The organism is Nostoc sp. LPT (assembly GCF_017115165.1).
Taxonomy (GTDB): Bacteria; Cyanobacteriota; Cyanobacteriia; order Cyanobacteriales; family Nostocaceae; genus Nostoc.
The window spans coordinates 1-13,528 of the sequence record NZ_JABXKF010000071.1; the positions used below are offsets into that span (position 1 = coordinate 1).

Sequence of the window (13,528 nt, forward strand, 5' to 3'; positions counted from 1 at the left end):
AAACTTTAAACTCTTGAGAGGTTGTTCAAATCCCTCAATAGTTTAGAGTGAAAGAGAGTTAAGCAGTGAGGAGTGGGGAGCAGGGGGAGCAGGGGGAGATGAGAGGGAATTCTTAAATAAATCTCTCCCTTATCTCCCCCCTCTTCCTTGTTTACCTTGTCTCTTCTCAATGCCCAATGCCCCATGCCCATTATCTTGATTTTTCTTTCAGTTCCTCAAGCAATTGAATTACATTATGCTCAAATGCTTTGTTTCGCTCTTGAACTGATTCAATTAACGGTTTCTCAAAAAGATTAACGACATACTTAGCTAGCTGAATACCTAGAGGTCTTAAATGTCCACCTGCTACAGTTTTACAAAAATCTTGAGGTGGCTTTTGCAGAATATTAGTAAACCATTCACAGGTTGATTTAGCAATATTGTCTGATTTGAAACAGACTAAACCCATGATATTAAATAGCCCACTATCCTTGATTAAATGCTGGGTTTCTTCAACAGTTGGTTTCACACCCCAACCAAGATTATCAATGATATCCGCTAAAAATTGAGGACGAATTGCGCTCCCTGTGTCAGCAATAGCAGGTGCTAAGAGGATAGAAACCTGTCCTTTAATGAAGACATTGTTAATTTTGATATTCTTATGCACATAAGTATAAATTAATTTTTTAACTTCATCCCTTTTTCGCATTAGTTCATCAAAGAGAATGTTAATGTCTGCAATAACACTTTCTATTTGGGACTCATCCGAAGTTTTAGATAGTAAATTCCGAAGAAACTGCTCTCTATCTTGAGGCTCTGGAGGTAGAGCAGTAAATCCTTCTAACAGCGAGATATATTTACAGCCAAGGCTATGTCCAATCCAAGAAAAATTATTATCATCTAGATAGGCTTCATAATCATATCCTGCAACACTTGCCATTTTCACAAGCTCTGGCAGAATTTCATACTGTTCTCTCATGAGAAAACCAGCTTCTACATAATGGTTAAAAGTAAAATTAAACGGCAAAAGAATAATTGTATATCCCTGCTCAAATAGAGATTGAAGCAGATAACGATAAAAAAGCATCGGGCCAAATGTACCAAAGAAAGCCCCGGCAATAAATTGAATTACTCCTTTAGGCTTTGGATGTAGAGCAACCCAACTGTGAGAAACTGGTTTAAATCTCAGTTTTAGATTCATATTTACCATGACTTATTTGTAGGTATATGCTGAATCTCCAAACTGAAGTTGCTATTTTTCGGATTATTCAAAAGATATTTTTGCCAAACTGTGATGCTTCGGTGAACAAGCTGCGATCGCCTCGTTAGCAAATAGCCGGAACTCTCTTAATGCCGTTAATTCCACTAGTTAGGGATGGTTAAAACTATTTCACCTTAGTGCGGAAGCGGACAAAACCATAAGAATTAGCTGGTGTGCCAGATCCAGTGGCTGCGGGTAGATTGGGAAAACTTGGGACTGTAATATTGACCACTACTGCTCCATTGGTGTTAGTACCGCAGTATGATGGTGTGGCTAAGTCGTTAGCTGTATAAAAACGCCCGCGATCGCTATCTCCTACATTAGTGAGATAAAGCGTAGGTGTAGTAGAACCAATAGCTAGGGCAATTCCTCGATCTGCTCCTGGTAAGCCACCATCATTAGGAGTCATACCATTAAAAGCAGTAGGAATAAAATTAACATTAGTCGGAACTAAGTCGCAGAATTTCACATTAGTTGCATTACCAAGACCATTGGAAAGAAAATATATCGTGTATTCCAATTCATCTCCTGGTTTGACAGTGCCAGCATTAATTAATCCTCGCAAGTAGCCAACAGGCCATTTAGGATCGCTATCATCAGTAGCATAAGGTTCTGGTACATAGTTGCTGGCATTAGTAGCAACGTCACTGCGACCATCCACAATATCAGTTAAATCTTGGTTATTAAGGCGGGTAATGCGTTTAATTAACAGTAATTTAGGGTTAGAACTAATAATATTTACTACTGTAAATAAAGTGGGGTCATCATCTGCTGTACTGGCAGGATTATTACCGATATTTACACCATTATCAGTAATTTGCAAGAACGAATTACCAAGAGTAGGTGGGTTATTGGTAGCACCAGCAGAGTCTGCATCTGTGAACACTGTACCAACAGTTACTGTAGGATTATCGGGTGTGTTAAAAGTAGCATTTGCTTGGTTACTAATTGGATTACCGCCATTGGCATTATTAATTGTGGCAGTAATTTTAATGGTAATCGTATCACCTACACGGAGAATTCCAGAATTTGTCACAGCAACAACACCAGCACCGTTGTAACTGGGATTGATTGTGATATTATTCCCTGAAGTTGCAGCAGTAATTGCTGCACTCACAAAGTTTAACTGTGAGGGTAATGAGTCGTTAATGACAAAGTTAATTGCATTGCTATTACCTGGATTTAGGTTGGAGTAAGTGATAGTATATTCGATGCGATCGCCTACAGTCACTGTTCCACTATTATCATTGTCTGCGAGGAAGCGAACAGATTTGGTTCCTGTGACATTTGCTTGAGTATTAGTAGTAATTACCAAGGGAGTATTGATTGCTTGACTTGGGAAATATGTCCAAGTATCTATACCCTTATAGTCACCATAATTACTACTAAATTCATGTTCTCCTGACACACTATTAATCCCTCTAGCAGCATTACGTGGGCTAGTAGCTCCCGTACCATTTAAGTTAATCGCCGTGCCGTTAGCGGTAGTATAATTGTTGTCGTTGTAATAAACGGTCGTCGAGCCAATCTGCTGTCCATTTTGATCTACAAGGTTAGGAAAAGCAGCAGGAGGGTTTTCCATTGTGATTTTAAACCCCTGTGGATTATTTTCGGCATCCAACATGGGAAAGTGATATTCACCCGATCGTGTTGTGATTATGGCATTGTATGGTAAGTTTCCTGGTCGAGGTAGGAGATTTGTCCCACTTGCATCCTTTCCATTCCAAAGCACCACATTTGAACCGAGAGATAGCACATTTTGTAGTACTCTATCGCTACTAGGATCATAAATGCCATCAGTATTGGTATCAATAATTATTTGATAGCTACCACTTGAACTGGCATTGAAGCTAAAATTGCCTCCCACACCCACAGAAGTTTGGTTCCCACTACCTCCATTACCCCCGGTAAATTTGAACGAAGTCGGTACTATCGGAATATTAGCTGCAATAGGAATACTCAAAGCATTGAGGGTTGCAGTGTCGGGTCGATTAAAGAAAACTAGGTGGGTAATGTCTGTTATGGTATCAGTGACATTCGGACTTTGAACTTTTACATTGCCATAAAAGTTGAGTGTGCTGTTTGGGTCTGCTGGAGAATTGATAGAGTGATAAAGTGTAGAACCGTTACTGTCAATATATCCCCGGCTATTAGCAAAAAAGATGAAGCCAAAAGGATCGACTCCATTCATGTCAGTTTCATACCGATACCCATCTTTGGTTTGAATATAAAGCTTAGAGTTGAGTCCTAAACCAGCAGGAGCGCCATTTTGCCCAGCATTTCCTCCCATATTCATAGCAATATAGTTAGTAAATACTCGTCCTTTTTTGGTAGCGCCGTTACTATCTCGAACTGTGATATCCCAAGCCGCCACCCCTGAAAGTTGAGTACCATTTGTAGGAAATACCGCTGTTGTGGTTCTTGGGGGCGGATTGCCTGTAGTACCACTTTTATCAGAAGAATGAAATTCAACTTCGTAAATACCTGTTTCTGTAGCGACGAAACTACAAGGGGTATAGCCACCGGGATTAGGTAAAGGGCCGGCTGTCTCTTTGGCAACAGTGTCAATAAAACCAAAACCAGGATTAGAATTCAGAACATCACAAGAGCCATTTTGACTACCAAAGGGACTGCGGTAAACGATATCTTGTGGGTTTGAGAAACTAGTATTCACACTAGAGCCAAGATTAACAGTTTCTCCCGCCTCTACATAAACTTTGAGTGTGGTTTTCCGAATAATACCTGCTGCTGTTAAATCTGACCATTCCAGGTAAGGTCTATATCCGCCATCAGAAATTAACTCTTTGCTGCCTTCAGCCAAGCTAGGTTGGATACTAGTTCCGAAAATACATAAAAAAAAGCCCAAGCTACTCAGCCATAGTTTTTGGCGGCTAATTGTTAATGGCTTTTCCACAGTTTTTTTGACTGGGTTGCCCGCAATCACAAAAAATTTATCATTTTTATCAATATTTACTGTGGCGATCACTCTTAATTTCTTAAATAAAGATTTCATCATTTAGTTCCAATAAAAATACATAATATGTAAGTAATAATATTGAGTTCATAAATATACACATACCGGAATTAAAATTGAAAAGTTTTTGCACTAGATTTAAAGCGGATAAAAAATCGTTACGACAATAGTATTCCCACGGGGAAAGGTTAAATTCGTACATAGAGGTTGCAATGAACGTCTCTACATCAAATAACCGTTTTATATTTCACGCCTTTGCATCCCCCTCATTGCAGCCTTGAGTTTACCCACCAAAGTTTTCATCGCCGATTCCTGTGGCTGACGCGCTACAGGCTTTTGCTGTCCAAAGCCGTCAAACAATTCGTTGAGCTTAACTGTAAAGCCTAAATACGCGCCTCCCGCAGAACGTGTTCCTGAGAAATCCCGGTCATCAACTTTACCAAAGACATAACCAGCCGAAACGCGCAGATTAGGCGTGAGGTAGTAGCCTGTTTCCACAACAAAGCCTGTCTCACTGTAGCTAGACTGACTAATTACACGAGCCTCACCCACCAAATCCCAGCTATATCCCAAACGATAGGTAGCGCGTAATTGGGCCAGATTGACTGTGCTAGTACCAGCTAAATCACTAGCTATGTAAGAGGTACTGTTACGCAACGCATACTTCCCGTAGAATTCCCATTGCCAGTTAGGAGCGTAAATTGCTTCTAAAGCAAAGGTATGGTCTTGGGAACCCGTACCACTTCCTAACAGGATGGTGTCAGGGATGGTTGATGGATTTTGGCGATATTCATAACGCAACAAAGCATTAAATTTATCGTTATTGGGATCGCGGTAGGCTAAACCCAGCTTTAGGTTAGCAGTATCTCCCAATCCTGAAAGCTTTTGATTGGAAGAACCGGCTTGTTGATAACGTACCAAAGCGGTGAGAGCCGGAGAAATTTTACCCGCAGCACCTGCGGTAATTACTGTATTAGCACCACCAGAAGAGGAACGATGTTCGTAACGGATGCTAGCTTGAAACTGCGGATTATCACTGTATTCCAGACCCACACTGTAGCTATCGCCACCATCAAATCCGATCGCAGATGCAGCTTGACCAAAGGCGTAGGGTTGGGCATATTGTTGACCCGCCAAAGTGCGTCCGAAGAAGTTGCCAAATACGTGTTCATAAGCAACGTTCAGCCGCAATCCAGAAGCAATAGTCCAGCGATTATTTAGACCAATTGCTCCTTGGGTAGTCATTTCGTTAGCACCACCCAAAATTGAGTAACGACCAGTTAAGGTAGTATCCGATCCGAGTTTGTGTTCGCCGTTGACACTCAAGCTAGTAATGGAATTACCCGAATATTGACTGCTACTGTAATACTGTTGGGCTAAACTGACGTTGACACCAGGAATTACTGCCCAATTCAACCCAAAAATGGTACGGTCTGGGTAAATAGCATTTTTTTGGGAAGATAAGCTGAGTTCATTTTGGGCTTGGAATGTCAGGTTTTTAGCTAGAGGAACTGAAAAACGCGATCGCAGTTGATCGGAATTACTACTCAAGCTACTGTCAGGGATGCGGTCTTCCAATTGACGATGAATCAAATCCAGATCGATAGTGGCGCTACCCAGGCGTTGTTGAATTCCAGCAGAAATCGTCGTCAGCGAATTATCAACCTTGCTACCAGGTATCGCCTCATAACGTGGTGCAAACAGTTCTTCAAAGGTGTCTAGGGGTTGGGGAGCAATCCCAAAATTGTCTTCGTGGTCGTATTGCGCTCTGACGTTGGTAGTTGAAGTGAGTTTAGCTGTAACCTGCGCTCCATAACGGGTTTGTCCTGGGACAAAGCTGATAGTGGCATTATTGGCAAAACCCGTATCAGCAAAGCGATAATAGGCACGACCTTGAATCCTATTAGTAATCTTTCCTTCAGCTTCTAAACGGTAAGCATCACCTCTGACCTTTCCCACAACATCAGAATCATTCGTGGAATGGGCATATTCTGCGATTAACTTACCGTAGTCACCGAAAGCAATCAGCGCATCTGCACCATAGAGTTGAAAGTCGCGCACCCCATGATTTTCTTGAACGTAAGTTGCTCCTATCCAACTTTCGGAGTTAAGTTTGCGGGAAAGATTATATTGCAAACGACCAGCATAAATACTCCCGTCAGAGTCTTCGCTGTCATATTGATAGCTAACAACAATCCGACGTACCAATACTTGTCCTGTTTGATCGATATCGGTGCGTAGAATAGGTTCGCGGAATAGTAAAGTACCGCGATCGTAGTCGATTTCGTAGTCTGGGCCTCGGTTAAGTTGTTTTCGTTTTAATACAGTCCCAGGACGATTGAGTTCTTCTAACTCGATAAAGACATTTTCACTACCTGCTTGTAATAGTCTGCGAGAGAGGAAGTAATAACCACTAGTGCCATCAGGAGCAATGGTATCTCGTTGAAACCCTTCTAAGTGGTCGCCATAGAAACCTGTAATTTGTAGGTTTCCTAAGTTGTAGTTAGCTTTAAAACCGTGGAGTTGACGGGTGATAGAAGTAAATTGCTGCGATCGCCGCGCAAATTCTTCTGTGTTATAGTCACCCCACATAGCATAATCAGGATCGGAGCCAGGGGTACGAGCTGAACGCTCAAAACGCAAAAATACACTATCAATGGAAGGAGCGACTACATCAACTTTCGAGCTATCGCCGTAGACAGGATAGTCTTGCTCGCTGAATTGGTAAGTTCTAAACAGGCGATTATCGCAGTTGCAATCTTCATTGAGGCTACGAGAACTGTTATATGCGCCTGTAAACAACCATTCTCCGATCACACCAGTGGCAAATATCGCTGAATGGAAATCTAATTGGGTTCCGTTGTTTTTGTCAGGAGGGAGGAAATCACGGAAACTACCGTAATAATTTGTACCTCTAGCGCCCAAACGTAAATCTATTACTCCAGTAACTAAACTTGGACGCAGTGCGGTTTCAAATTGTAGTTGGGTGAAGGCTTCTAAATCATTCGCGATCGCCCGAATTGTCACAGTTTCGGCCTTCAGTTGCGATCGCAACGTCGCTGTAAATTGTCCCCCTTTCGCCTCCACTTGAAATCCGGCTTCATCAGGTTTGAAGTCTTTCCCAACCAACTCCCCAGCAGTGGGTATAAGGGTGACAACAGCATCACGATTCGAGCGATTACCGTTTGCATCGATGAGTTGACCCCAGATTGTAGCCGTAGAACGTCCATCCGCCGGGATACGAGACTCAACTGTTTCTAAAGTTAATTGCTGCGGCGCTCCCCGGACTGCGACTTGTACTGTTACAGGGGGTTCTGTTCCTCCAACAACTTGTGCAGAGATGGTGTTTGCACCTTCTTTTAACGAGACACCATACCATGTCTGCGTTACCAAATTGGTGGTAGTATCAGTTTCCGTCCGTCCTACTAAAGAAGGGTCTACCAACGCCCCATTTACCCGCAATTCCACTTGACTACCAGCGGGAAACTGCACAATCACCGTACTAGCTTGTACATCTACAACACTGTCAGCCGTCGGAGTCAGGATTTTGATTGCTGTAGATATAGGGAGAGTAGGGGACACAGGAAGATTTTCATTCACCTCTTGTCCCTTTGTCTTTGCCTCCTCTACTCCTGCAATCTTGCCTAATCCTCTAGGCAAGCCTACAGAAGTTGTTGGTTGAAATGGTTGTATTTCCGTTGGAGAAGCATGAAACAGTGTCTCAGTATCTTTACCTCCGTCGTTCTTGATTCCTACTATTTTGCGTGAGCCACTGAGCAAATCAACAGAAGTTGCTGGTTGAAATGGGTCTATTTCCGTTTCACTTGGCTGGATATCTGGAATTTCAGGAGCCGATGCTTTATAAGTTGAGGCAAATTCAAGAGGTAGAAAATGCTGCTCGGAACTTCTCAAGAGATGAGAAGAATTTGAATCCATACTTTTTTCAGCAACTTTATTCCGATCGGCTTGATCTTCGACCTGACTTTTCACGTCATGTGCAAAAACCAAAGCGAAACCTAACCCCTTTCTGCTTAGAAGGGAACGGGAAGTATTCAAAGCCTTTCCCCTTTTAGGGGAGAGGTTTGGAGAGAGGTTTTCCAAATCCCGTGATAAGTCAGAATCTTTAACACCCTTATCTGCTTGCAAATGGGAATCAGGGAAAAGGAGTTTTTCACTAGTGATTTCTGCTTTGACAATTGTAGGGTACAAAACAAGGCAGAGAGCTACTGGCATCGCCCCGATCAATTTCAGGTTAAATGTAGTTATACAGTGCAGTCTGGGTTTCATTTCTTGACTGGCTCCTGAAATGTGGGGGTGACAGCGAAGTTCATGCGTACTAAGCCACCAGGCTCTAAATGCACCAAGCGAGATTGGCTGTTTCGTTCGCGGAATTTTTCATTATGAGCTAGGGTGTAACCGGCTACACTGCTAAGGTCTAGTACACCTGTGTGGTATCCAGGTAAGGCATTAACTAAGGAGAACAAACCATTAGGATCTGTTGTGATGCGGTTTCCGTCCTCCAGAAAAATCACTACATTGGGTACTCCAGGCTCACCACGCTGTTGTTCACCGTCAAAGTTTTTATCAACAAACACCCGACCGATAATCGTGCCACAGTCAGAAACGATTCCTGGACGAATTTTCAATTGGTGGGTTGCTGGGCCATCCTTAGTACTAAAACGGTTATCAGCTCGTTGGGCATTAACGAACGCAGTGTTGCGACCAGTACCACGCAGTGCATCGGCTGTTAATTGAGTAGCGTAGGCAATATTCAAGACTTTCTCTGGGGGAATTGTGACGTCTGTGCGGAATGTCACTGTGTTACCATTGCGTTCTGAGGCGATCGTGACTAGTTGACCATCTAGCTCTCCCCGCACAGATTTCGGCAAAAACTGAAATCCTAAAGGTAGGTTGTCGGTGACAAATATATTGCTCAAACCAGCATCAGCGAGATTTTTTACCGACAGGCGGTAGATTACCGTATCTCCAGGTTCAGCAGTAGCGCGATCGCCTGTTTTGATAATCTGTAACTGATTGGCTTGACACAAATTTGTGGTGAATTCAAAGGCTAATAAATCCAGTCCTACCGTTTCTGCGTTGGGAACTAAAACAACTGTTTGCTCTAACCTGGTTTCACCTGTAAGACTAATTGGTTGACCATCCAGAGAACTAGCAACATATCGCACGACACCATTACCTTGTGTGCCACTGCTAGCAAGGATTTCAATCTTGATCCGCCGCTGTTTATAGATAGAATTTGGTGGTGGATTAACTACAAATATGTAGGTTCTACCTGGATCGGTTTGACCCTTATTCGGATCGAGTAAGAAATTGTAAACACCCGCAGGGTTATTCGTAACGAAGTAGGGGTTACTATTTTCGGTATTTGGAGATTTACCACCAGGGACATTGTTATTAGAAATATCTGGCAACTCTGTTCTAGTCAGAGAAACTAAGCTGCCCAATTCTGTCCCCGTTGGGTCGCTAGAGTTCGGTTCGTATACCCCAACTGAAAAACCTGTATAGTCAGGTAGAATTGTCCCAGCGCAACCTAATATCCGTCCTAATGGATCGAGTAATGGGCTAGGACTAACATTGATTTGACTAGAATTTCCTTGATATTGATAATTGCTAGCAGAATCCGTATAAGTATAAGTAGCTTGATTTATTAATGGCACAGACGCAACCAGATTGTTAGTCTGTTGCGCGATCGCTGGCATATATATAGTAGTATGCAAAAAACTTCCCAGAAGAACAGTAGCTGTTAACCGTCGCCACCAGCTACCGCTAGAAGTAATTTGCTTTTGGTTTTGAGGACGGCTCACCGAACACATCTCCTCTGAAATGTCAAGCTTGTTGTTAATAAAAGCATCTATTTATTTAGGGAATCCAGTTAAACTAAAACCCTTTAAAAATCTCGTTTTCAGGTTTTATCTGGAAATCTTGTTGATTGCGGCTCTTTTTCGAGTCAGGAAGGCGGTGTTTCCTTGCATCCCAATCAGCGCACTTGGGTTTGATAAGTCGCCTTGATTGTTGTCTTCGCTGCAAGTGATGGAATCTGCAAACGAATATGAGTGTAAGCAATGGCTGGTGCTAGTTTTGTTTCAACTTTGCCGCTAGGAAGAGTAACTTTAATAGTGGGATTTTCGACAAAGCTACGCCCGCCATCAATGCTGTAAATAACTTTGGCATTGTTTGCGACATTGGTAGAATTCAGCACGTAGACCATTCCTTTGGGAATAGGTTGATTAAAAATCAAATTCTTCACTGGGCGATCGCTCTTATTTTCACCACTCAAGGTATATCGCAATACATCTCCTGGTCGCACCACAACTTGACCTTTCAAGGGTTCCCATTTCTGGCTTTGCTTACCCTGCCGATCCTGTGCTACCACCTGCTTTTCTGCTTCTAAACGCAATTGAATTTGCCCTTGAGTTTTGATATTCTGAGCAACAGCACTTTCTGAATACCATACATTTGCAATTCCCGGAATTTGACCGACAAATGGAACTGTAGCAATGAGAGCGAATGCTCCTAAACCTGCAAGAGAAACACGCTTCATATAAATAACCTCAAAAAACTTTCAGAATGTGAATTGTTGACTTATCTTTCCCAGCTTTTCCTCAGAAAAAGTCACTCCCCTATTTGCTTGATGTTTAGAGGTTGGGGATAAGGTCAAATGGTTTGCAGACTCTTCTGTACCAGATGCAAACTTTAAAGTCCCCAATCCCAAAGAATTAGTTCACCTTGCGTTGGAAGGTAAACGTTTTTTGAATACCCGGTGCGATCGTGCCAGTGACAGTATCCACATACTTAGCAACATCAGTATTTACCGTAGTTCCAGTCTGGTCAATGCCAGAGTTAGTAGCTGGATTACCACTGAAGAATTGAATGGTTGCACTCCCGGAATCCTTAGCTGAACCAACAATGTTGCTAGTATCAATTTGACCACTGGCATCGTTGTCTCGTGCCCAGTTATTGGGGCTTAGTGTACCATCTTCAACAATCACAACTTTGTTAGCGTTCAAAATTACGTTCCCGCTTCCAGATTGAGGATCGGAAATATTGCTGTACTGAATTTGGTACTCAATAATGTTTCCTGGTGCAGGCTTCTTCGGATCGGTACTGAATGTGCCATCATTCCCCTGGACTACAGACCCAGTTCCTTGTAAGACTCGCGACACTTTCAGCAGTTTCAGGAAGCCAGTATACACGCGATCAATGGAGATGTTGTTGATTTCAGCAGCATCAACTACACCATTATTATTAGTGTCAATAAAGGCAGTAATGGGTACTGGGAAGCCTTTATTGATATCAGTCGATAGTTGCGTACCAGTTGGTAGGTCAACTTCTACACCATAATTTACACTGCTTCCAGCAGCAACACCAGAGATTTTAACTGGTGTATTATTGGCTGCTAGGGTGAAAGTGCCAACGTTATTGGTGATGCTGTAAGTATAGACAGCAGATTGACTGTTATAGCTAACAGTCACCTTTGTACCATTGGGCAAATCTGTAGCTGTAGCTGGTACTGTTGGTACTATTGTAATGTCATTAGCGTTAGTCCCACTGTTCTTAATTGTGTTAGTGAAACCAACTGATTGTGGGTCAAGCGTACTACCAGGTGATGTGTTAGGAGGAACAAAAGAGGATTTGTTTGTGAAGTCGTCGTTATTATCTGTTGGACCAACAGCATCAGGTGCATTATTCGGCCCGTTTAAAACTGAGTTTGCTTGGGCGACTGAAACGGTGTAGACATTGACATTTCCTGTAACAGAATTACTACCTTGGTTGTTATTACCTGTGTCAGTTTGATTGGCGGGAACTGTACCGGGATAATAGCCAGAGTCTACTGTAGTAGGAAAGGCTCCATTAGTAGGGTTGATGTTATCTGGATTTTGATCACCTGAATCGTCAAAGAGTAGAAGGCTATTTGGATCTCCAGCAGTTTTACCGAACACTTGAGCGATGTTGTTAACATTTGTCGCTGTCGTTCCTGTGATTCCAGTGGTCTTTACTTGTACTGTAAAACCTGTAACGGTTGTCCCAGTGGCAACTGAAGAGATAGAGTTAGGATCGTTAATAAAACCAACCCGTTTAACTACACCACCTGTTACATTAGCACTGTTAGTTTTCCACAGAGCCTGATTGGCAGTTGTAGTTGTAGGATCTTCGCCAGCGTAAACCACTATCCACCCTGAAGGAGCGGTTGGGGTTCCATTAAGAGTTGTTAATGCTGGAAGCGCATCAGAAACTAAGATGCGAGTAACTGGATTACCGTCTACATTGATGGTTGTACCAGCTAAAGCTGCGGGTGTTAGCCCACGATTAGTTACGTCGTTACTCTCAACTCGCAAGCTTAAACCATAAGTCAGCACATCATCATTGAGTACGGAAGTGTTACCAGCGTTATAGGCTGTCCGAGTTTTTAGTATTGTGGCTAGAGCAACAGTTTTAGCTGTGTTGCCTACTTGAATTTGCTGGGTAATACTAGATTCTCGTGTACCGTTAACTGGTGTGCCAAGAACTTCCCCGCCACCTGCGTTATCAGCATTATCTACAGTATAAACGTCACCACCATCAGGACTCCGCAGTTGGTTTTGGGCATCACCAGGAGTGTTACCAAGGGTAACTTTAATTACGTCGCCCGATTGAGCGCCAGTCTGTACAGTCACTGGCACACGCACCAACACAGTACCATTAACCGGAATTGAGGGTGTATCTACACCACCGGCTGTTACGTTTGTCCAAGTTGCACCACCATCAGTACTATATTGCAATGTGCCACTAGCTGGTGTTACCCCATTTTTATCAGCAGGAAGTACACCAGAAACTGTACCAGGCCCAGTTGTTGTTGCTTGGTTCGGAATATGGAATTTGGTGGGGTCGTTACCTACGTTTGTTAGGGTGTAGGTGTAGGTTAGTAAATCGTTAACTCCAACAGTGCCACCGTTGTTATCTGTAACACCCGACGCTGTGACAGTAATACCCGCAACCTCTGCTACAGTCACGGTGACAGTGTTAGAGGTGGAATTTATAGTTGTCCCTGGATTGCTGGGATCTTCGTAGGTTGCTGTCGCTGTGTTACTGATAGATGTACCCGCAGTGGTTCCGTCAGCTAATACAGGTGCGAGAAATTGGAAAAGGCTACCAGTTAATAATGCTGTTGCTACTAGAAATTGGTAAAGTTGACGCTGCTTATTTACAGATTGATTTCGATTTACCATAGAAATAGTTTGTTTGCTGAACTTGTATCTCGGATTTTGAGACAGGATAAAGTTCGGCAATTCCCTTTTAGGAATTACCGATTATAG

The 13,528-nt window shown here is 42.8% G+C and carries 6 protein-coding genes; all 6 read right to left on the minus strand.

Annotated elements, in window-relative coordinates; genetic code table 11:
• Positions 1 to 190 precede the first annotated feature (190 nt).
• The 6 genes from HWQ58_RS15930 to HWQ58_RS15955 all read right to left on the minus strand — a co-directional run bounded on the left by HWQ58_RS15930 (position 191) and on the right by HWQ58_RS15955 (position 13,441).
• Positions 191 to 1,189, minus strand: a complete 999-nt coding sequence (locus HWQ58_RS15930; protein WP_366838044.1) for a DUF1350 family protein — start codon at positions 1,187 to 1,189, stop codon at positions 191 to 193.
• Between the two features lie 175 nt (positions 1,190 to 1,364).
• A complete protein-coding gene (locus HWQ58_RS15935) occupies positions 1,365 to 4,256 on the minus strand; it encodes a hypothetical protein (RefSeq protein ID WP_292864184.1) in 2,892 nt (963 codons plus the stop codon).
• 198 nt (positions 4,257 to 4,454) lie between these two features.
• Positions 4,455 to 8,501 carry a TonB-dependent receptor gene (locus tag HWQ58_RS15940; protein ID WP_292864187.1) on the minus strand — a complete coding sequence of 1,349 codons (4,047 nt, stop codon included), beginning with the start codon at positions 8,499 to 8,501 and terminating at the stop codon, positions 4,455 to 4,457.
• Positions 8,498 to 10,048: a hypothetical protein gene (locus HWQ58_RS15945; RefSeq protein WP_292864190.1), complete on the minus strand. Its 1,551-nt coding sequence runs from the start codon at positions 10,046 to 10,048 to the stop codon at positions 8,498 to 8,500. The genes HWQ58_RS15940 and HWQ58_RS15945 overlap by 4 nt, the downstream gene beginning before the upstream one ends.
• 164 nt (positions 10,049 to 10,212) lie before the next feature.
• Positions 10,213 to 10,776 (minus strand): hypothetical protein, encoded by a 564-nt coding sequence (locus tag HWQ58_RS15950; RefSeq protein WP_292864193.1) that lies wholly within the window; start codon positions 10,774 to 10,776, stop codon positions 10,213 to 10,215.
• A 175-nt stretch (positions 10,777 to 10,951) separates the two neighbouring features.
• Positions 10,952 to 13,441 (minus strand): hypothetical protein, encoded by a 2,490-nt coding sequence (locus HWQ58_RS15955; protein WP_292864196.1) that lies wholly within the window; start codon positions 13,439 to 13,441, stop codon positions 10,952 to 10,954.
• Positions 13,442 to 13,528: the final 87 nt, after the last annotated feature.